The 22887-nt window shown below is 40.2% G+C and carries 18 protein-coding genes; 2 read left to right on the top strand and 16 right to left on the bottom strand.

The features are described 5' to 3' along the window. The 15 genes from WC615_RS04270 to WC615_RS04200 form a co-directional block, all read right to left on the bottom strand. Positions 1-478 (bottom strand): hypothetical protein (locus tag WC615_RS04270; RefSeq protein WP_372976897.1); only part of this gene is annotated, 478 nt, incomplete at its 3' end. A gap of 246 nt (positions 479-724) precedes the next feature. Next, a complete protein-coding gene (gene asnB, locus WC615_RS04265; RefSeq protein ID WP_372976896.1) occupies positions 725-2536 on the bottom strand; it encodes an asparagine synthase (glutamine-hydrolyzing) in 1812 nt (603 codons plus the stop codon). A gap of 2 nt (positions 2537-2538) precedes the next feature. Beyond that, a complete protein-coding gene (locus tag WC615_RS04260; protein ID WP_372976895.1) occupies positions 2539-3594 on the bottom strand; it encodes a glycosyltransferase in 1056 nt (351 codons plus the stop codon). Positions 3595-3612: 18 nt separating this feature from the next. Continuing rightward, positions 3613-4800: a hypothetical protein gene (locus tag WC615_RS04255; RefSeq protein ID WP_372976894.1), complete on the bottom strand. Its 1188-nt coding sequence runs from the start codon at positions 4798-4800 to the stop codon at positions 3613-3615. A 17-nt stretch (positions 4801-4817) separates the two neighbouring features. Next, positions 4818-5411, bottom strand: a complete 594-nt coding sequence (locus tag WC615_RS04250) for a sugar transferase (protein WP_372976893.1) — start codon at positions 5409-5411, stop codon at positions 4818-4820. Between the two features lie 10 nt (positions 5412-5421). Then, the gene (locus WC615_RS04245) at positions 5422-6678 is read right to left on the bottom strand and encodes a DegT/DnrJ/EryC1/StrS family aminotransferase (protein ID WP_372976892.1); all 1257 of its coding nucleotides are present in this window, start codon (positions 6676-6678) and stop codon (positions 5422-5424) included. A 14-nt stretch (positions 6679-6692) separates the two neighbouring features. Further along, entirely contained in the window at positions 6693-7469 is a 777-nt protein-coding gene (locus WC615_RS04240; RefSeq protein WP_372976891.1) for a DUF2334 domain-containing protein, read from the bottom strand. A 2-nt stretch (positions 7470-7471) separates the two neighbouring features. After that, positions 7472-8401, bottom strand: coding sequence for a glycosyltransferase (locus WC615_RS04235; RefSeq protein WP_372976890.1), 930 nt, complete (start codon positions 8399-8401; stop codon positions 7472-7474). Positions 8402-8607: 206 nt separating this feature from the next. Next, entirely contained in the window at positions 8608-9471 is an 864-nt protein-coding gene (locus WC615_RS04230) for a glycosyltransferase family 2 protein (protein WP_372976889.1), read from the bottom strand. Beyond that, positions 9471-10625 carry a DegT/DnrJ/EryC1/StrS family aminotransferase gene (locus WC615_RS04225; protein ID WP_372976888.1) on the bottom strand — a complete coding sequence of 385 codons (1155 nt, stop codon included), beginning with the start codon at positions 10623-10625 and terminating at the stop codon, positions 9471-9473. Before WC615_RS04225 ends, WC615_RS04230 begins: the two co-directional genes overlap by 1 nt. Next, positions 10622-12061 (bottom strand): lipopolysaccharide biosynthesis protein, encoded by a 1440-nt coding sequence (locus tag WC615_RS04220; RefSeq protein WP_372976887.1) that lies wholly within the window; start codon positions 12059-12061, stop codon positions 10622-10624. The genes WC615_RS04225 and WC615_RS04220 overlap by 4 nt, the downstream gene beginning before the upstream one ends. Next, a complete protein-coding gene (locus WC615_RS04215; RefSeq protein WP_372976886.1) occupies positions 12061-13359 on the bottom strand; it encodes a nucleotide sugar dehydrogenase in 1299 nt (432 codons plus the stop codon). The genes WC615_RS04220 and WC615_RS04215 overlap by 1 nt, the downstream gene beginning before the upstream one ends. Continuing rightward, positions 13334-13882, bottom strand: a complete 549-nt coding sequence (locus tag WC615_RS04210) for a UpxY family transcription antiterminator (protein WP_372976885.1) — start codon at positions 13880-13882, stop codon at positions 13334-13336. The genes WC615_RS04215 and WC615_RS04210 overlap by 26 nt, the downstream gene beginning before the upstream one ends. 335 nt (positions 13883-14217) lie before the next feature. Beyond that, complete coding sequence (locus tag WC615_RS04205; protein WP_372976884.1) at positions 14218-16533, bottom strand: GumC family protein; 2316 nt, start codon at positions 16531-16533, stop codon at positions 14218-14220. A gap of 5 nt (positions 16534-16538) precedes the next feature. Further along, positions 16539-17318, bottom strand: coding sequence for a polysaccharide biosynthesis/export family protein (locus tag WC615_RS04200; RefSeq protein WP_372976883.1), 780 nt, complete (start codon positions 17316-17318; stop codon positions 16539-16541). Between the two features lie 454 nt (positions 17319-17772). On the opposite strand from WC615_RS04200, the gene WC615_RS04195 reads away from it, so the two are divergent. Next, on the top strand, positions 17773-18180 hold the full coding sequence (locus WC615_RS04195) for a GNAT family N-acetyltransferase (protein WP_372976882.1): 408 nt from the start codon (positions 17773-17775) through the stop codon (positions 18178-18180). A gap of 332 nt (positions 18181-18512) precedes the next feature. Here the strand turns inward: WC615_RS04195 and WC615_RS04190 are convergent, their stop codons facing one another. Next, positions 18513-20402: an AAA domain-containing protein gene (locus WC615_RS04190; RefSeq protein WP_372976881.1), complete on the bottom strand. Its 1890-nt coding sequence runs from the start codon at positions 20400-20402 to the stop codon at positions 18513-18515. A gap of 456 nt (positions 20403-20858) precedes the next feature. Here WC615_RS04190 and WC615_RS04185 point away from each other — a divergent pair, with 456 nt between their 5' ends. Next, entirely contained in the window at positions 20859-22871 is a 2013-nt protein-coding gene (locus WC615_RS04185; protein ID WP_372976880.1) for an HRDC domain-containing protein, read from the top strand. Positions 22872-22887: the final 16 nt, after the last annotated feature.

Genomic DNA, 22887 nt, shown 5'->3' with positions numbered 1-22887 from the left:
CGGATAATGTGGCGAACAATTTTAAAGGTAGGGGCAAATAATCACTTTCTTCTAAAATTGACCCGCCAAAACTGTCTTTGAATTTATTTATTCCCAATAATGCCGTGTCGCTGGTATGCATTGCGTAACCTCCAAGGTCGTAACACTTAAAGCCCTGGGTTTTAAACAGGCAAATATCTTTGTAGTGAAGCAGGCGATTGGCCCGCCCTTGTAATGCTCTTGAATAACCTTTTATGGTATAGTTGCCTGATGTTGCCGAATAAAGCAACCGAACCCTTGATGCTTCTTCATCAAGGATATAGGCATGCATAACCAAATCTGACTCATCCAAAGTGGCCTTGGTAATGATTATATTTTTGACATACTTAAAAAAACCCCGTCCTAAGGGAGGTAGCTTTTTTTGCTGTGCAAACAAATTATAAAATATTACAAACTGGGATAAATCAGGCTCTAACATCGTTGTTACACCCTCCTTCATTCCCCTGTTATATTCGTAAATAGTTTGCTTTTCTATCCCCTTTTCGATCTCGGTAAGCGGTGCTGTCAAATCAATCACCTTTGTAAAAAATGGCTTCCTTATATATCCCGGAAGGTTCTCACAACAAGCAGATTGTTTATAAAAGCTGTACAATGAAAGTTTTTTTTGAGGTTTAGGTGCAAACCATATCATTCTAACCGGTAAAAAGCCCAGTGCCTTTGTTTTAAAGCGAATCATATCAGGTGTTTAATTGTTATTAGCTTTTACCCATTGTACGTAAACAAGCAATTTCCATATCATGATGGTTCTGTTCCATTCACCTTTCATGTGCTGTTTAATATACAGCTGCGTCTTAACCGGATCAATACAAGGAATATCTTTTAATACTGATATGGAAAGTTCACTCAAAACATACTCCTTCAGCTCGTTTCTAAACCACTCACCCAGGGGCAATGTGAATCCTGACTTGGGTCTTGAAAAGTAGCTTTTAGGTACATACTGATATAGTAAATCCTTCAATATCCTTTTTTGCACTCCATTTTTATACTTGAAACTATCCGGCAGGTCCTGCGCAAATTCAACCACACGATAATCCATCAATGGGGATCGCACTTCAACAGCATACGCCATCGCTGAGCGGTCTACCTTTGTATTGATATCGCCATTTAAATAAGTAGCGATGTCCATGGCTGACATTTTTTGGAGTAATGAGCGTTCATTGTCGGTCAAAATCTCTATACCATCAACATCTATCGCCTGAAGTGGGTAATTAAGCCATGAAAAATCAAGGCCGCCCAACATTAGTACATATAAGCTTTTAAAATCACTTTGTGATATGCCTACACCAAGCAATTTCTGTTTATAGCCGCCAAACAACTGCATAACAGATCCGACAGCTTTTCTTAAACCCAACGGAAATTTATAGATAGCAGCTACTTGTAATAACCGCCGGTAACGATGGTATCCGTAAAACGACTCATCACCACCATCGCCGCTAAGTGCCACCGTAACGTGCTGTTTGGTATATTTATTTAAAAGTAATGATGGAATAGCGCTGTAATCGGCAAACGGTTCATCAAAATATCTGTTAAAGTTCTGGATCATCGCAATACCTTCCCTGTAGTCGCATTCTATTGTGTGGTGTTCTGTATTTAAATGTTTCGCAACCGCTGCGGCAAAGTGACTTTCGTCATACTTTTTCCCTTTAAATTTTACGCAAAAGGTTTTGATCTTTTCTTTTTTTGATGCAATTGCTGCCACCAGTGATGAATCTATACCACCTGAAAGGAAGACACCCAAATTCACATCGGCGTTTAAACGGCTACAAACCGAATCTGTAAGCAAATTATCCAGTCTTTTCACTGCAGACGTGTACGCGCCCTTATACTCCCCATAAGGTGTTTGTGTAACACTCCAATACTGCCGCAGCATTAGTTCACCGGTTTTAACACTAAGGATAAATGTATAACCTGCTTTAAGCTTTTTTATTTTTTCCCAGGCCGATTTAGGTTCCGGGATATACCCCCATAAAAAAAATTGGTGGATCGCCTGTGTATCAGGCATAAGTTTTTGACCGATTGCAATTTGAGCAGGCTGGCTTGCAAACTCAAATTTAGTTCCCTGGTGCGTATAGTACAGCGGCTTTTTACCGAGGCGGTCTCTTGCGCCAAACAGCACCTGTTTTTTAATATCATGGATGACGAAAGCAAACATTCCATTGAACTGATCAACGCAATCTTCGCCAAAAGCAAGGTAAGCCGCAGCTAATACTTCCGTATCAGATGATGTGGTAAAATGGTAACCCATCACCTTTAACCGCCCGCGCAGATCAATGTAATTATATAATTCGCCATTAAAAACCACCCTAAGATGCATATAAGAAAATGGCTGATTAGACCGACCGTCTAAATCAATAATGGCCAGCCGGTTATGCCCCAGTATAACACCTTCTGCGTCCTCATAACCGCAATGATCAGGTCCCCGAAAATTTGCACGGTTAAGTTTTTCCTGTACGGTATCTTCTCCGTATTTTATAGTAGAACCGTATATACCGCACATAATTAATTGATTAGTAGTTCATACTGCCTACCAATTTGCGATAGCTCAAATTTTTTGTAGGTATCGCTTTTAATTTGCTGATGTGGCCAAACTTGCGCACAAGCAAGCAAAACTTTTTCCTTAAACTGCTGCGCATCATCCTGCTCAACAATATAACCGTTAACCCCGTTTATAATAAGTTCTGATGCACCACCTACACTGTAGCAAACTACAGGAACACCCGTACTGAGAGCCTCCAGTACAACGTTTGGGAATCCCTCTGTTATGGATGTAAGCAGCAATAAATCGCTTTTCACGAGATGCGATGTCACATCGATCACCTTTCCCAAAAACCTGACGCGATCGGTAAGCTTTAATCGCTTTGTATCTGCAAGTAACGACACCATCAAAGGCCCGTCACCCAATATATCTAAGTAATAGTTAGACGGAAGTGCAGACATTATCTGTAGTAACTTATCTATACCTTTTTCTGGCGAAAGCCTGCCTACTGCAATCAACCGTTTATTATTTGTATGGGTGTGCTTTGCAACAATATTGTTCATCAATACCGGGTTTGCAATAACTTTTAATTTAATTAAGTTGAGTTTATACACAAGCTTTAATTCTGTTTCCATTTCTTTGGTTTGGCAAACAATGTATTTCATGCGTGATAACAATAAACGTGTAAAAGAATTAAAAAGCCGTTCCTTTCCCTTGTAGTACTCTTTCATTTTTGTGGGGCTATTTGATGCCCTGGCAATAGCTACAGGTAGTTTAATGAACCAGGTTAAGATACCAAGCAGAAGATTGATATGATCAACAGTAGAAAATACAACATCAGGTTTTATACTTTTTAGCAGCCGGTAAAGCTTTATAAACGACTTTGAGGCCCTAATGGTCTGAAGGTCAATAAATGTTATACCCGGTATATCAGTTGAATAACATTTTTCGCCCCCATTTAATACCACGATGGAAACATTGTAACCGCGGTTATTGAAATGCTGCGCCAGTAGCCAAAATACCCGTTCAGATCCGCCGGCACCTAAAGATCCTAAAATAAAAACCACTTTTTTACCCATCGATTTAACATGAACCCATTAAATGTATATACGCGCGCCTTGCAATACAGCGAAGTATAGAAAAAGCGTAGGCCCGTTACCGCTTAGCAACCATGCATTATGAGATAGTGCGTTAAATGATACAGCGAATAAGGCAAATATCAACGGCGCCAATACAACTGCACGCTTGGTATGAATATTACTAACTAAATCAATTGCGATTTTTGCAGGCCTGGCGTATATAAACCCAAGCAAGCCGAAGCCTAAAACCGGACCTAAACATGTTAAAAACATCAGGTAAGCGTTATGAGAACTTAACCCATCCGGAAAAACAGGGTTTCTGTAAGTAACATCTTCCCAGCGTTTACCATAAAAAACAAGTCCCAACGGATAATCAGTATATATAGCAAGATTTTCTGCCGAAAGATCAAGCCTGTTAAAGTCATTAGCCTCTTTGGCCTGGTTTTTAGCAAGGATATTATTTTTATCGTCGATTGAACTGTTAGGTATTAACGCGTAATTGTAAAACAAAAAGCCGCCAACTACTATAATTAAAATTACCGGTATGGCCTTGTACTTATAAAAAACCAGTAAAAACGCACCTATTGCTATACTAAAACTTAATAATGCTGAACGGTTCATGCCAAAATAGATACAAACAAGGCAACCAGCTATTATAAGTAATTTATACAAAATATTAACCCGGTATGTTATTGCAAAAGCTGCAACCAATGTGGTAAAAGCCGCCAACTGATAGCCAAAGGTAAACTGCGTTAATGCAAGGCCCGAAGGGCTTTGTTTTACCACATCATCAAGAAGGATACTTCGCCAGGCATCTGCTGTTCCCTGAAAATAATGGTCTGCGAGTAGCAATAGCATGGAGAGCAATAAAACAATTGCAAAAACGATAACAGAAACAGCAAACCGTAGTTGGTTTGTACCCACAAAAAAAGTAAAGTAAAGCCCGCATATTAACGCAGTAACGCTGCATAATACAAATCCCTTCACGTCCCCCTGCCCCACAATATAATATAGCGCTATTGTGGCTATTAATACAAGTAACTCCTTCCCGTATAAAAACCTTTGACCGGGCATATAAAAAAAACACAGTAAAGGTGCACCCAATATAACAGGGGCAGGTAAACGGAAAATATTACTCATAAAAATATCACAGGTTAACGTGTACACGTAAGCTATTATCAGGGTAATAACCAGTAATTTTCGCATATAAATTGTGGTGCAAATTATTTAAGCACAATTTTTTTAATGGTTAGGAAAATTATTTCCAGATCAATCCATAAATTATGATGGTTGATATATTCGAGATTTTGGGCTGCTTTAACCGGCAATATTTCATTTATATAAAACTGTTCCGGCGACTCTGCAACTGATAGCAAATCGTTTTCATTAAAGTAATTTATAGATGCCCAATCAGTAATACCCGGCTTAACCAAAAGTGTGCGTTTTTGCATTCGGTTATAATACTCCACATAACGCCTAACCTCCGGGCGTGGGCCTACGAAACTCATGTGGCCAGCCAGCACGTTAAAGAGCTGAGGCAATTCGTCCAGCTTAAATTTTCGTAACCAATATCCGCATTTTGTGATCCGCATGTCGTGCGAGCCAACGGTTAACAACCCAAGATTATCGGTATGGATCCTCATCGTTCTAAATTTGAACATCGGGAATTCCACCGCGTTGCGCCCTATACGGCGTTGTATAAAAACCACCCCGCCTTTAGAATCAATGCATATAATCAATCCAATTACAACAAATATTGGAAGTAAGCTGATAACGCCGATCAATGCAAAGCAAAAATCAAATATCCTTTTGATCATATCTTTATATTTAAGCAAGGTTTATAACTAAATTAGTGGCAAATACCTTTTTGCATGTAAGTTCATATTCGACAGCATTACTTACTACAGCAACAATAAAGTCCACTTCATTGTCAGTCAGCTGAGGGTATATCGGCAATGATATTTCACAGGCATAATTTGTGTATGAGGAGGGATAATCCTGTATCTTAAATCCTTTTGATTTAAAGCAGGTGAGCATTGGCATTGGTATAAAGTGCACATTTACAGCTACACCTTCTGCAACAATTGCATCAATAATAAGATCACGCTGTTTCTCATCAATTCCTTTTATACGAATAGGGTATAAATGATAACTGGACTCTCTGTTCTCGTCATGCACGCAGGGTAAAATTGCCCATGGCTTATGCTCAAAACCTTTGGCATAACTGTTGGCAATTTGCTTGCGCCTTGGTAAAATATCTGTTTCGTATTTGCGTAATTGAGCTAAACCAACAGACGCGCAAATATCGGGCATATTAATTTTTAGCCCTGCAAATAACACATCGTAACGCCAGCCCGCTCCCAAAGATTTAGCAAGGGCATCTTTATTTTGACCGTTTAATGTGTATATTTTAAGGAAACGATATAAAGCCTCATGATCAAAAACCACAGGCAGGTTAAGACAAATGGCGCCCCCCTCGGCTGTGGTTATATTTTTAACAGCGTGGAATGAAAATATTGCAATATCGCTTGCCGTAGCCGATGGCCTGCCCCGATATTTTGCGCCAATAGAATGAGCTGCATCGGCTATAAGCAAAACCCTGTTCAACATGTTTTGCTCAGCCGATTCGGGTATAAATAGCGCTTGAATACCAGGCTCCGATACAATGCCCATCAGCGCGTTATAATCGCACGGCAAACCGGCAATGTCTACTGCAATAATTGCTTTTGTTTTCGGTGTGATTGCTTTTCTTACTGCACTTGCAGATATACAAAAATCATCTTCAATATCAACCATTACAGGTGTTGCACCACAATGCAAAACGGCCAGTGCAGTAGCACAGTAAGTATAAGCCGGCACAATTACCTCATCGCCTGGTTTAATCCCAAACCATTTAAGAATCAAAATTGCACCCGACGTCCACGAGTTAACACATATAACCGCTTTAGATGAGGTCATTGTCTTCAATTCAGTTTCAAACGCTGCAACTTTAGGCCCGGTTGTTATCCAGTTAGATGTTAGCGTGCTGGTTACCTCATCGATCACTGCTTGATCAATGTAAGGAGGTGAAAATGGAATATGCATAATGGTAAGGATTATCAGTTTACGGTATGCGGTTTGGTAGCGGATAACGTTGAACGAAGAAAATACTTTAAAGCATCGATAAATACCCTGGACTGTATAAGCCAAAATTCGCGTACACTGTCAAACCATGTGTAAGGTTTATAGGATAGTTCCTGTGGCTGTACAAAATCGCGGTGGTACTTCTCTACAAATTTTCGCAGATCGTCAAATGTTTTTTCTGAGCATGTTTCGGGATGAAAATTAAATGTCCATGTCCCTGTAGATTGCCATACAGCCTCAGATAATTGTGCTGGTATCCAATTAAAACCTGATTTTTTATATGGTTTGTTTAACACCCCGTCGCTAATTACCCTAACTGGCGATTGATGACGCAATGCCTTCAATGTGTTATGATCAAAACTGTGTGCCGGTGCGACAAAACAAAATACGGGTACGCCTTCTGCCTTAAATATTGCCGTAGCAGACCTGATTTTTTTTTCCTGCATCCTGTACGGCAGGCCTGCAAATTCTGAACGGTTATTAATTTTAAGTAAGCCACTGTTTTTTGACTGATAATGATGCTCATATCCGTGCATGCCTATGGCATATCCTAAACTGCTTAAATATCTCACCGTAGGCCAATAGTTTACGTTGTAGGTACCACAACTCATTAACTTCGGGTCGGTATTAGACGGAATTACCGCGATAATTGGTTTTATATTAAACTCATCAAAAAGAGAAAAAAAGGGCTCCCATTTTTTCAGATTATTTGTGGGGCAAAAATCATCAAGTCTAATCATGTATTTTGCCATATCTACTTTAGGTTTAGTACTAATGGCACTTGTGGGTTATAATTGGGTAGTATAATCTTTCCCCATGCCTTAAAAATAACCTCTACACTATTTACTCTGTTGATATTTTGGGCTTTGAACCCTATCGATGATTTTAGTTTATCATTTAACAGGATGTTATCTATAGCGTTCGACAAATGGTTTGCTGATAATGAGTTCACCAATATTCCATTTTCTCCATTTGTGATTATCTCGGCGGGGCCGAAATCGCAGTTCATCGCTACGCAAGGGCAGCCGAAACTCATTGCTTCTACCAGGGCATTAGGATAACCTTCGTTTCTTGAAGGCAGTACAAATAGCTCGGCCTGGCTGTAATAATCCTGAAGATTGGTTTTTCGGCCAACTAAAAACACCCGTCCACGTAAACCTAAGTTGTATATATCACAAATAAGATTAGCCCGTTCCTCCCCTTCGCCAACAATTAGCAGATCAATGTCCCTGGTTTGGCAAAATGCAAATGCGTTAATGAGTATATCAAAACCTTTAACATAATTTAAACGGCCAACCCCAAGGATGAATTTTCGCCCGTGTACTGGTGTAATGCCTGGCTGCGGGAATGATGAAACTGCATTATTGATTTTAAAAAGATTTTTCAACTGTCTAAAAGGTTGCATCTTACGCATAGTCTCTTCTGCCCCGGCAGAACCTACGACAACAGCGTTTGCCCCTTTATATAACCAGCCAATAATCATCCGTTTGATCGCCGTAAGACTCCCAAAACTTCTTTCGGGAGAAGTGCGTTCTGATAAAACGTATTGGCTTGCTGTTAATTTACTGCAAATTGCCGTCCATATATTTGCTGATGTGATGAATGCTATACAGCAAACCGGCCTATAAGTGAGCATATAGCCAATTAGTTTAGCAAGGGTTGTTATTTGATACCACAGCCTCATTACCGCCCCCCTTCTGGTTCGATTTACTAAATAGTGTACCTTTACGTTTTTTTCAATAGAGTAAGCAGGCAGGCATCTATTAAGGGAAACAATTATGCATATATACCCCAGGTTTGAAAAGTGATTGGCTAGTGCTATCAAAACACGCTCTGCACCCCCACCCAACAATGTAGGGATCACGAACAAAAGTCTCCTGTTGTCTTGCATCAATGCTGTAATAAGTATTTAACTGTGTTTAATGCTTTGCTGAATTGTTTAGCTTTCAGCTCAAATAAAAGGTACCGTTTGATATAGAGCAGCAAAAGTTTATTCTTTACTCCAGACGGATAGGTAAACGATTTTATAATAATGTTAAAATCGCTGATCATATGTTTCATCCTGATTTTAGCGTCGATCATGCTCCAAATGCCACCGGAATGATTTCTGTAACAACTCATTACTTCGGGTAGTACATATATTTTACCACCGGTAAAACTTGTGGCGAAAATTTTGAAGAGCTTATCGCCGGCATAACATTTTAAGAACCAACTTTTCTGAAAAATTTGATGGATACCTGGTAAATTGCGATAAACTACCGTAGCCGTTTTGGTTTCATCCTGTTTGCCAGATAACAAATCGGCATAAGTATGTTCAAGAGCTACTGGTTTTGGATGTACATACAAAGTCTGATCATTTTCATTTATAACTTTTGTATAATGACAGCACATTACATAATCAGGATTAGCTTCCAAAAAGTCGATCTGTTTCTGCAGCTTTAATGGATCTATCCAGTAATCATCACCCTCACAAAGGGCTATATACTTACCTTTGCACTGATGCAAAGAATTCATTAAGTTATTATGTATACCACAATTTTTATCTGATGGTAAAAGCCTGACCCGCTCGGGAAAATTGTCGGTAAATTTTTTAATAACCTCAAGCGCGCCATCTGTTGAGCAATCATCAGCTATGAGTATTTCGAAATCGAAACTGGTTTTTTGCATTAAAAAACTGTTTATGGCTTGTGCAACAAAGTTTTTGTGGTTATATGTTACACAACAAACCGTTACTAAGGGTGCTTGCGATTTCATCAGTTTAACAATCTGGCTGGTACTGTATTAAATCCAGGCACCTGGATCTCGGCCACTTCGGCTTTGACTGCTCTTTTTTGTTTTTTGTCTCTTAAAAGTATCCGGCAGATTATATCCAGCTCCGAAACACTAAGTGTATGATACAATGGCAGGCAAAGTATCCTGCTGGCGATAGATTCACATACCGGCACACTTTTCTGATCTACGTATGGTAACTCAGATAAAGGAGGGTAAAAGTATCTGCGGCAGTAAATCTGTTCCAATTCCAGCTTCTTTTTGGCTTTCAACATCGTTTCCTCTGTATCAAATAATACCGGAAAATAAGCATGATTGTAAAGCGTACCGGGTTGGATGGCTTGAAAACCCACCCCAAGATGAGCCAGCCTGGTTAAGTAGCTTAAATAAAGCTCCCTTCGCTTTGTCAAAATAGCGCCTATGTATTTAAGGTTGCACAAGCCCATAGCCGCGTGCAATTCGCAATTCTTAGCATTTATTCCTAATTCAGAGAATGTGTCTGTATCCGAATATCCAAAATTTCGCATAACAGCCATTTTCCTTGTTAATTCAGCATCCCCGGTAAAAATGGCTCCGCCTTCTACCGTATGGAAAAGCTTTGTTGCATGAAAACTTGTTGTTGTTATATCACCATACTCAAATATAGATTTGCCCTTATACTTAGTGCCAAAACAGTGTGCCGCATCATAAATAACCTTCAGGTTATGCTTGTTAGCAATAGCTTCTATAGCTTCCACATCGCACGGATTGCCATAAACATGAGTTGCCAATATTGCTGATGTACGCAATGTGATCGCCGCTTCTATTTTGGAGGGGTCAATATTGAATGTATTGGGGTCTATATCAACAAATACAGGTGTACAACCCTGCCAAACAATGCTGCTGGTAGTTGCAACAAAAGTAAATGGCGTGGTTATTATTTCGCCTGTAAGCTCCAGCGCTTTAATTGCCAACTGCAATGCTATGGTACCATTGGTTACAAACAACAGGTGCTTTACCTCCAGGTAATCTTTAAGCTGCAATTCAAGCGTGTTAACTAAAGGCCCGTTATTGGTAAGCCACTGGCGCTCCCATATAGATCTTACCATGCTCGTAAATTCCTTTTCAGTCGGAAAAAATGGTTTGGTTACAGGTATCATCTTTTTAATATTAGTTGATTGAAATCTTTTATAGCAGATAGTCTAAGCAATGCGCCGCCGGCAGCATAAGCAGATATGTAACAAGCGCTTATAAATGCCATTTTAAGTATATCGGGCATATGAGGATTAAGGTAGTACGCCTGGAGCCAGTAACAGCCAGCCCCAATCACGGCAGCCAGTGATAGCGTGGGTAAAACATCACTTATCTGTTCTTTTAAAGGGTAAGAAATAAGCTTGCCGCTATAGCTGGAATTAATGTAATAGGCTACAAAATTGAAAGCCAGTTGAAAATAAAGCAACCCAAATATTCCGAATTGGATAGCTCCAAAAATTCCTGCCAAAAACAGTATCTTCTTTATAAACTCCAGTCGCAGGAATGCCGCACTCTTGTTAAGTACCTTTAAAATATTTAAGTTATAGGAATGTAAAGGATACATCACCCCACTAATACACAACAACTGAAAATAAGGAACAGAAGGCAGCCACTTATCTGTAAGTAATACCGTAATCAATGGCCTGGCAATAACAGCAAGAAGTACCAAAGCAGGTGCGTTCCAAAACAACACCTGTTGCATGAGCGTTTTATAGGCAGTTTTTAACTGTATCTTGTTATTTGCAATTTCTGCAAACACCGGATAAGCCGCTTTATTTATAGCCATCGATATATTTGTAATAGGAAACTGACTGAGTGAATCGGCCCGGGAGTAAAAACCTAACTGGCTTATCGAAAAATACTTACCAATTATGATCAGATAAAAGTTCTGGAAAACAGTATCCAGTAAATTGGATGCTGTCATCCTGTATCCAAACACAAAGTGGGTTTTAAAACGAGTGGTATCAAAAATCCAAACAGGCCGCCATGGCGATAATGCCCAGTGTAAGACAGTAGATAATATCGAATTGCATAACGCCATCCATACCAGGCTCCATACCCCCATCCCCATGTATGCTAATACAATTCCCAGAATGCCCCCTATTATTGTAGATGGTAATTGAATGTTGGTTTGCTTTTTAAACTTTAGATCTTTAATTAGCAGGGTGCTTTGCACCCCAAAAAATGCATTACTTATTAATATTAGCCCGTAAACCCTTAAAATATTGATAAGGGGCTGCTGGTGATAAAAAGCAGCTACCCAGGGCGCTGCAATAAATAACAAACCATATAAAATTAAGCTACCAGCTATATTGAAGAAAAAAACGGTCGAATAATCACGCTGGTCCGGGTTGGTTGTGCGGATTAAAGACCCGGTTAATCCACTATCCAACAATGTATTACTAATTGAGATTGCAACTGACAGCATTGCAAGCAACCCAAACTGCGAAGGCTGCAATAATCTGGCTAATATAATAGAGATAATAAAAGCCAAAATTTTTGAACTGAAGTGTTGCCAAAGCGACCATAAAAGCGCCGAAACGGCTTTGGATTTAAAATCCATTAAAGGCGGGCATTAACTAAACTGTCAGGCAAGCATGCTTTCAAGTCGTAAACAACAGCATTTGGTTTTGCTAATGAAGCAATATCAAGTTGTTTAAACTGATCATGCGCAACAGCTAAAATGACACCATCATAGGTTCGTAGTTTAGACAAACTGTTTTCACAGCAAATATCATACACACGCTCTGTCTGGGCATTGTCGGCCCATGGGTCATGAACGTGTACTTTAACATGGTATTCTTGCAGCCGCCTTACAATATCAATCACTTTCGTGTTTCTAACATCCGGGCAATTTTCTTTAAATGTGAAACCAAGTACCAGCACCTCTGCGCCAATAACATCAACCCCATGGCAAATCATCTTTCTTACCATTTGGTCGGCTACATAGGCACCCATACCATCGTTAATGCGCCTTCCGGCTAAAATTATTTCGGGGTGATATCCAGCTTCCTGTGCTTTCTGGGCCAAATAGTATGGGTCTACGCCAATACAATGCCCACCTACTAAACCCGGCCTGAAACCGAGGAAGTTCCATTTTGTACCAGCCGCTTCCAAAACTTTTGAAGTATCAATACCCAGGCGGTTAAATATCATTGCCAGCTCATTCACAAAAGCTATATTAACATCGCGCTGTGCGTTCTCTATCACTTTTGCAGCTTCAGCCACTTTAATAGAATCGGCTTTAAACGTACCTGCTGTGATGATGGAAGAATAAAGCCTATCTATAATATCGGCTGCTTGTGGTGTTGAACCGGAAGTGATTTTCCTGATCTTTGTCACGGTGTGGGTTTTATCTCCCGGGTTTATTCTTTCCGGAGAGTAACCGGCAAAAAAGTCAATGTTAAACTTTAAACCCGATGCTTCTTCAAGTACAGGCACACATTCATCTTCGGTTACACCGGGATAAACAGTAGACTCATATATCACGATATCATTTTTCTTTAATACTTTACCTACCATTGCACTGGCCGCAAGTAAAGGAGAAAGATCAGGGCGGTTGTTTTTATCTACCGGGGTTGGTACAGTTACAATAAATATGCTGCACTGCCTTAGCCTTTCAACCTCGTTGGTTAAATACAAGCCGGTTGCAGTTGAACAAACAGGCGTAATTACGTCAAACAGGGCTTTACTGCTTGCCTCAAGCGTCAGGTCGGTTCCTTCTCTCAACTGATTTAATCGGTCAATATTAATATCGTAACCAATTACTTTGTAATGTTTACTAAATTCAATTGCCAGGGGCAAGCCAACGTATCCAAGGCCAATTACGCCTATCCTATGCATGGTTAGGGATGATGTCATTTTGATTTGTTATATTTTGTTTAATAATATCCTGAACTGGTATCCGTGCAACTAATGCGCAATTCATATTTTCTAAAACCAGCAATACGCTTTTCCCCTGTATACATATCACCTTGCCAGCCTGGTCTGCAAAAACGCCTTTACTGATACAAACCCGCTCACCTACCGATAATGACCGCAGATCTACTATTTCGGCGTCCTTATACCGGCTAAGATTTATCTTCATTTCATTCATTATACCGTCCCTTACTATAGCGGGCTTTCCCATGAAAAAAACGTAGCCTAAAACGCCGGCAACGGTTAAAACATTCGCATAATCCTTAAGATTTACATGTACAAAAATGTAACAGCTGAACAAGGGGATGCTAACTTCTTTCATGCGATCGGCCCACTTTCTGTTAACAACACGCAGCGGGCAATACGATTCGATGCCAAGCTGTTGTAATACCTGGTCAATTTTCTTTTCCCATTTAGGCCTGGTATAAATAACCATCCATTTTTTTCCGTCGATACTATTATTCATGATTATCTATTAGGCATTAAGGTGGGTAGATGGAGCTCCGCCATCTCACTTACATAAGGATTGTGGAAAATATCAAAATGACCAATTGTTATAGCTTCGCCATCTCACTTACATGAGCATTATCTGAGGCATCAAAATGACCAATTGTTACAGCTTCGCCATCTCACTTACATGAGCATTGACAGAAGCATTAATAATGATCAGTACTTGTATAGCTTCGCCACCTCAATTACATGAGGATAAATAAATCTTACCGTATTGCGCACAAAATATACCTGTAGTAACTTAACACTGTTATTGTTGTTAACCGTGTCTGTTTTAAAAACGATTACTTACTAAATGGCTTCTGCTTTTTCGGAGTTGTACCCATATGCTCCGTATGCGTATACAGGGCGATTTTCGGGTTTTGCATCGTTAAAAACAACCATTAGGTTATTCAATTTCTGATGATCGTATATATCTTTAAGTATATTTAATTGCTTATTGCTGGTATAATTGTATCGTACTAAGTAAACAGACATATCTGCAAACGGAGAGAGGTTAAAGGCATCTGCTACGGCCCCAACCGGCGAAGTGTCGATAATTACATAATCAAACATATTTCTCAACTTCTCAAATAATACTTTTACTCTGGGGCTGTTTAGCAGTTCGGCAGGGCTTTCGGGTATGGTGCCGCAACCCAGTGTGTATAGATGAGAACTGTTTCTATATCTTTGAATCCCTGCAGAAAAGTCTTCAACGTCGCCATTCAAATAATCTGATATACCAGGGCGTTGTTGCATATTCATTTTTCTGAGCAGATCTGGTTTCCGCAGGTCAAATTCAAGTACAATAACCTTCTTGTTCAACATTGCAAGCGTTAAGCCCATATTAATACAAAAAAAAGTTTTTCCCTCTCCTTTCCCGCATGAGGTTACCAGTATAACCTTATCGCAATCGCCTACTTTTAACATGCTTAGATTGGTGCGTATATACCTAAATAGTTCGCTAATATTAGACCGGCTGTTTTTTGTTACCACAACATTATCTTTACATTCGTTATGGCAAAGCTCACCCAATATCCTCAACCCTTGCATTTCGTTTAATTCCGTACTATTATTAACTTTTAGTGCGAATTTTTTTGTCGTATAAACAACTCCGAACGGAATTAGCAACCCTAATAAAGTGCTACCCAGATAAATAAGCTCGCTTTTCGGAGAACTTGGCATAGAACTATATGCGGGCCTATCCACAACTTCAGATACAGGTACAACTGTCATTAATGATAATGCCGTTTCTTCGCGCTTCTGCAAAAAATATTGGTATAAATTAGTTTTTACAACTTGTTCGCGCCCCCTTTGTAATAGTACACGTTCCATAGTAGGTGCGGAGTGTATCTTTGAACTGTAATTGGCAGAATTGGCCTTTAAATGATTATTTTCTATACGTATGCTTTGCTTAATATTAACCAAGTTCTCAATAATATTATTACGGAGCGCGGATATTTGCCCTGTTACATTCTGCACTAACGGATTAGTAGCATTTGCATTACGCAGAAGCCTGTCTCTATCCATTTGAAGGTCATTGAACTTGCTAACCAGCGTCATCAATACCGCATCTTTTAATCCAGTAGTGCTGGGTACAATGTTAAATTCATGCTTTGATGAGCGCAGGTAATCCAGCATTTGGTTAACGACCCCAAGCTGTACATCAGATTCTTCGAGCAAGCGGTTATATTCTGCCGACTTTGATAAGTTGATCTGGCTTCCTGCACTCACATCGCTGGCATTATTTTGTTGTTTATAATTTTCGATACCTATTTCTGTAGAAGACAAATCCGTTTCCATAGCCCCGAGGCGTTTATCTAAAAAGTTTATAGTTTGTAATGCAACCCGGTTCTTTTTTTCCAGAGCTATATTGTTATAAATGTTAATAACAGTATTAAGAATATCAATACCCCGCTGAGGTACTGCATCAAGTACACTAAGAATAAGTGTATTTGACTCTTTAATAACCGGTGTAATTTTTAACTTCCCGGCGCTGTAGCTTTCTGCAAGCTGGGATATATCTTTGAACATTACCAGTAAAGGTTTCTGATAATTAACAAATGCAGGGCCTTTAGCAATACTTAAACTAATGCCAGGTAAAGAAATAGCCTGATTAAACCGCGCAGTTTTCTGCACAATACCATCATTTATATAAAGCGAATTTTTGCCGGTGATAATTATGTGATACTTTTTAATAACAGCCGAAGATTTTTTTGTTAAAACCGTAACTTTTATTGGCAACTCTTTTCCGTATAATTCATTGTTTTTTAATAACGATTCTGCATAATATTCAGTCCCAATATCAAGTTTTGATAATACCCTATACATCAGATCTCTTGACCGTAGGATCTCCATCTCATTATCCACGGTTTTTACCTCGTGAAACATATTTAAGTCGCTAAAAGCCGTGGCCTTCATTAGTCCGCCCCCTTGTTTATCATCAGGTATTAATAAGGTTGCAGTAACCTTATACAGGGGTGCAGTAAAGTGAAGATAAGACCATGATAATAACAGGCATATCACAACAGACACAACAAACCAATACCATTTTTTAAGGTATGGCCTGGCCACATCTTTATAATCGGCGTTGTTTACTGTAGGATGGATTATGTAATCTTTTTTCATCTTGGTTATCTTTTTAAAATTACAGCCAGAACAACAGCTACCGCAGAGATAGAAGCAATTATAATTGGGAGTATCCGGGTATTTTGGCTATACTCAAACGCTTTGGCTTTATCCGGCTCTACGTAAACAATATCATTTTGCTTCATGTAAAAAAACGGAGATGCTAATGCTTCCTGTTTATTCAGATCAAGCCTTTTCATAGTTTTAGCACCATTTTCCGTCCTGATAACCAGTACGTTATTTCTTTTACCATACACGGTCATGTCGCCCGCCAGGCCAAGTACTTCAAGCAGATTTATCTTGTCATCATGAATGTTAAAAGTAGCAGGTTTATTAACCTCGCCAATTACTGTTACTTTGAAATTTAGAAGAGCAACATCTACAGCAGGGCTCTTTATTTGCTTGCTTAACTGATCTGTAATTCCCCATCTGGCTTCATCCAGGCTCAGGTTCTTTACTGTGTAATCGCCTATAAGCGGCACTCTTATATTTCCTTCCTTATTTACACGATAGCCTATCTTAGGTGCAGATGCATCAGCTAAAACATTTTGATTACCTGAAAACAAACGATCAGACTCCGGACTTAAACTGCTAACTGTAATACTAACCAAATCATTCTCGGCTATTTTTACGTTTTCCTTTTTAGGGTCGCTAACTACAGAGGCTGCAGAAAGATCACTGAAGTACACCAAATCTCTTTTTGAAGCACAGCTGCATAGTAACAAAAACGCCAACACTGTCAGGCTAATTTTAAGTAAATACAAACGTTGTTTTTGGGTGATCATGATATTGATTTTTAATCGCTGAGACAAATTTATACCATTGACGATCAAATAAATAGCAATTTTAATGATTGCTATTTTTATGTAAAACCTCACATGTTTTTTTACAAGAAAGTGTAAAATTCATTTCAACAAATTCACGTAAAGTGTATAACAATTGTGCAAACTTTACATGCCTGCAAAGGCCTGTAAAAAACCACAGCAACAGCGAGTGGTAAAATGTAGATTTCGCCAACACCATTAACGTGCTTTTCAATAAGACATATTCTACACTAATTGATTTGCCACGTTTCTGAAAGGCTTTGTTTTCAACGCTCAGGATACAGCATAGTGATGTGCCTCCTTGCTCCGTCGGATAGTGTGAACTCTTTTACAAAACATATACAATCCACGGACAGACCACCTCTTCACTGAAATAGGTGCAATTTGTACTATAACTTGCATAAAATTTAATATCATGAAAGATAAGATTTACAGCTTGATGGAGGACACTATCAATAATGGCAAGGGCATATATCAAGTGGACGATCTGCAGTCGTATGTAGATAAAATCATGCAACATGCATGTATCATCTCGATAATAGAAGATAATTCGCTACAGGGTTTTTTAGCCTATTATGCTAATAATTACGAATCGAAAGAAGCTTTTCTTTCAATGACAATTATTGCACCCCGTTCTCGTAAGCTGGGATATGGCAGAAGATTGGTTGACTTTTGCCTTACCGACCTTTTATACAAAGGCTTTAAAAAATGCAAAACCGAAGTAAACGAAAATAATACTGCCGCTTTAAACGTTTGCAAAAAATGCGGTTTTTTAGAGTACCGGCGTACGGGTTGCTCTGTATTCCTTGAAAAGGAAATTTGATAGGCTAACCACTTCAATTCAAATTAAATGGGTACCAAATGCCGGCTACTGTAATTTAAAAAAAAGATATATTTATATATATAAATTAAGTTCCCTTCCTGACATCTTATCAAAAAAAGTTGTACGTAAGAAAATGTTGTTTTTCTATTCACAGGTAAGTTACCTTGACATCTAAAAGCCGATAATTATTTAATTATCGGCTTTTTAGATATTTGAATAGTGTATTGAGCAGTTAACGAGGAAAATAACTCATAACCTTAAAATACTGTACACTAATTAGTTATTTACCTTATTTCAACACAATATGAATCATGTAATAACCAATATTTTGTCTAACTGATGTAATCCCAGGCGCTTTGGTAACCGCCAATTTGCTCGGTATAACTCATCATATCCGCATAAAACGGCAAACGGGTAATGGTTGCGCTGTCGCCTATAATCACCAGCTTTTTGCGTGCCCGGGTCATGGCTACATTCATCCGTCGGATATCGGCCAGGAAACCGATAACACCATCGGGGTTACTGCGCGTCATGCTGATGTATACTACATCCCGCTCCTGCCCCTGAAAACTATCGATGGTGTTGATAGAGATCCTATCAACGTAGCGCAACAAGGCGGATGCTGCAAACAACTCTTTTAATATCCTTATCTGGCTTTTGTAAGGCGATATAATAGCAACAGTAGGGAAAGGTATGTCTTCACCTTCAATAGTATCGGCCAGTTGCTGCAAATGCTTCAACAGGAATACCGCTTCTTCGGGGTTTACAGAACTTGTGCCGTCCGGCTTTTCATCAAAGCCACACCCGGCGGTATCTACCAAACTCATTGGCTCATCACCTTCAAAAAGCAACTGTTTGGCTACAGAAGTATTCGCCTTTAGGTGGTTCCCATAAAACTCTTTTGAAGAGAAATCCATAATGGCCTCATTCATGCGGTATTGTTCATCAAGTAAAGTAACCGCGTTGGGGTGCAGTACGGCGCATTTTTCAAGCAGTGTGGTACTCAAACCGCTGTTAGCAGCTTTTACCGATTTTATGGTTGGCGGTAGCTGGAAGTGGTCGCCCGCCATAACAAGCTTTTGTGCTTTTAATATGGGGATCCAACAGGCGGGTTCAAGCGCCTGCCCGGCTTCATCTATAACAACGGTGTTAAACTTTAAGTCGCGTACGGTATAGTGGTTACTGCCTACCAATGTTGCCGTAATTACTTGTGCCTTAGATACCAGGTCGTCGATAATAAACTGTTCTATCTTGCCCACATCTTTTATCATACGGTGCGCTTCGTCAAATAAGGCTTTGCGCTGGTCGCGTTCGGCTTTATCAAAGCTGCGTTTGTATTTGTGCGCCATATCTTTATACCCTGCAGCCTGCTTTTTTAGCTGTTTAATATCTTTTGTATAGGCATGCGCTGCCATCTTGCTATCCAGCGTAAGCGCCATCAGCTTTTCTGATACCTTTGACGGGTTACCTACACGCAGTACATTTAAACCTTCATTAGCCAGCTTTTCGCTCAACAGATCAACCGCGGTATTACTCGGCGCTACAACCAGTATCTGTTTGCCATCCTGTTTAATGAGGCGTTTAATGGCCTGCACAATAGTGGTGGTTTTACCCGTGCCGGGGGGGCCGTGTACAATGGCCACATCCTGCGCGGCCAATACCTTTTGCGCAGCCGAATATTGAGATATGTTTAATCCTTCAATCGGGGCTTCGTATATTTCGTTGAAAGAGGGCTCTGCTTGCCCCGTTAAAACCCGGATCAGTTTACCCTCAGGTTTATCCACTAATGCCGAAGCCTGTTTAAGAGCGTTCTGCATTTCATCATAACTGTTGTTATCAAAAAGCAATTCGATGCCCAATTTGCCGTTGCGTGACCAGTCTGGCAGTTCATCGGTAAACAGGGTTATTTTAAGGCGGTCGCCGCCTGCATAGGCAATCGTCCCTTCCATACGGTCGGTACCGGCATCGTGGTTAGAGAACAGCACCGCCGGCGCGCCAAACTTAAACTGATGCGATATATCTTTATTTGTAGTGCGCTCAATTTCAACCGTCAGGTAATCGCCGCGGCTTGGTTCTGAACCGCGGATGGCAATTGGGTACCATGTTATTCCGGCCGCTCGCCTGTCGGTAACTGATGTTGTTTGTGTGAGTTTTAAGTACGCTTCCCTGTCTTCGTCGCGTTCGGTTTTAAGCAGCGAGAGTAGGTTTTTAAAATAATCCATCTTTGCAAAGGTAAAACAAATGTGCCGCTAAGCCGAATTTACTCTAAGCCAGGATATGGCATAACGTACTCTGAATATCTTTAATTAAAAGCAAAAAAATCAAGTTTCAAACATTCACATGAAGTCTTTTTGCGTACGTTATTTTAAAAGCCTGGACTTGGGTCATGAGAGTAAAACAATGTTTATTTGTAGTTTTATGATTATAGTCTGCGCCTATTGGCTATGAATTATAGCTTAAATTTTCCCCATACAGCAAACAGGGCTATGCACTAATTATCCTGACTCTACAATTTGGCAAATAACTGATGAAAGAATTTATAAGATTATCGCTTTGTTAATAGCCGTTTCTCCCGCTCGTCGGCTACCCCTAAAACGGACAGCTTAAGGAAAGTATTAAAGACTACCCATTGCCCCGGCAGGTAATACGCCCCGATAAGGACTCTATTTTCATTGATCATGCTTATTATTGTAAAACGAATGACTGAACAAAACCCCGCGATGCAACTGGCTACCGACTACCTGGAATCGACCAATACGGTCGTTTTTCTGACGGGTAAGGCGGGTACTGGTAAAACAACCTTTCTGCAAAATCTGAAACAGATTTCAAAAAAGAAACTGGCCATTGCGGCGCCAACGGGCGTTGCAGCCATAAATGCGGGCGGCATGAGTATACATTCCCTGTTTCAATTGCCATTCGGGCTGCTATTACCGGGCGGAAATGAACAGCCTGAAATGCATTACAGCCAGGAGAAGAAAGAACTACTAGGCAGCTTAGAACTGCTGATCATCGATGAAATCAGCATGGTGCGTCCAGATGTGCTCGACCAGATCGACTTGATCCTGAGAAATATAAAAGGGTCGGCACATCCGTTTGGCGGGGTACAGTTGTTACTTATCGGCGACCTTTCGCAGCTCAGCCCCATAATCCGGGACGAAGAATGGGCCGTTCTGAAAAGGTATTATCAAACACCTTACTTTTTCAGCGCTTTGGTCATGCAAAAAGCGCCCTATGTCCGGATTGAGCTTGACCACATATATCGCCAGAAAGAACAGGCCTTTGTAGACATACTAAACGATGTCCGTAATCAGAACATAAGTAAAGAAAATTTAAACTTTCTGAATGCCCGTTATGTACCGGACTTTCGGCCTGCCCCAGATGAACCCTACATTACACTCACTACGCATAACAATATCGCCCAACAGGTGAATACAGAATTTCTGGAAACTTTGCAAGTGCAGGAGTTTGAATTTGCAGCAACCATCAGGGGCGACTTTCCGAAGGATGCCTGTCCTACCGAAATCAATTTAAAATTGAAGCTAGGTGCGCAGGTCATGTTTATTAAAAATGACAGTTCGGCAGAAAAAATGTATTATAACGGCAAGATCGGGACAGTTAGCCGCATCGAAGGCAACACAGTTTTTGTGAAGTGTGGACAGGAAGCCATGGAGATTGCTGTGGAAGCTGTAGAGTGGACCAATATAAAATATCAGTTAGATGGCGAAGCTATTAGTGAAAGCAATGCCGGTAGTTTTTCGCAAATTCCTTTAAAATTAGCGTGGGCCATTACCATCCATAAAAGCCAGGGACTTACCTTTGATAAAGCTATTATTGATGTTAGTGAAGCCTTCGCCGCGGGGCAGGCCTACGTAGCCCTGAGCCGCTGCCGCACCTTATCGGGCATGGTACTGCGTAATCCTATTAGTGCGCAAAACATTATAGGCGACCCTGCGGTCATCCGTTTTAATAAACAGGCTGCTTTGATCAAACCCGATGAACAAACACTTCAGCGCGACCAGGGCTTATATGGGCAATATTTACTGAGTGAGCTGTTTAATTTCTCCTTATTGCAAAACAAGCTCAAGGGTTTCGAAATGCTGCTGCCTGACTCGGAAAAAGAGATCATCACTATAGCCGGCAAATTTGCCAGACAGCTTAATGCCCAAAGAAGCCCACAAGCCGCAGCTTACTTTCTCGAAAAACTAACAACAGCTACAGAAAAGCTGCACCAACAGTTACCCGGATTGATAGGACAATCTAAAGAAGCTGCTAAAAAAGCGGACGAACTGATCATCTGGCTTATGGACCGGATCCGTTTGATGGAATATTTCGCACAAAACCGTTTTACCGCAGATGCATATATTGCGCTAATAAAAGCCAAGATCAAAACGCACAACCGATCCTATCTTAAAGAGCTAAACGCCCTGCCCAATGAAAAGCTCTACGGGCATATACTCAATTGGCGTGAAAAAGCAGCCGATAAAAACAACATCATGCCCAATATGATATTAACCGAAAAAACCGCCGCATCGATAGCGGAAAAACTCCCCGCCACGCTTAAAGCACTAAGCGGAATCAAAGGGGTAGGCGTGCAAAAAGCCGCGCAATACGGCACAGAACTCATCAATCTTATCCGAGCCTACCAGCAAGAGTTGCTTGGCACTGGTACCGAACAGGTAAGTTTATTTTAATATTAAGGCAACGCCT

It is taken from the genome of Mucilaginibacter sp. (assembly GCF_041663085.1).
GTDB lineage: Bacteria > Bacteroidota > Bacteroidia > Sphingobacteriales > Sphingobacteriaceae > Mucilaginibacter.
The sequence above is the reverse complement of the archived record's forward strand: the minus strand, read 5'-3'. Positions and strand labels throughout refer to the sequence as shown.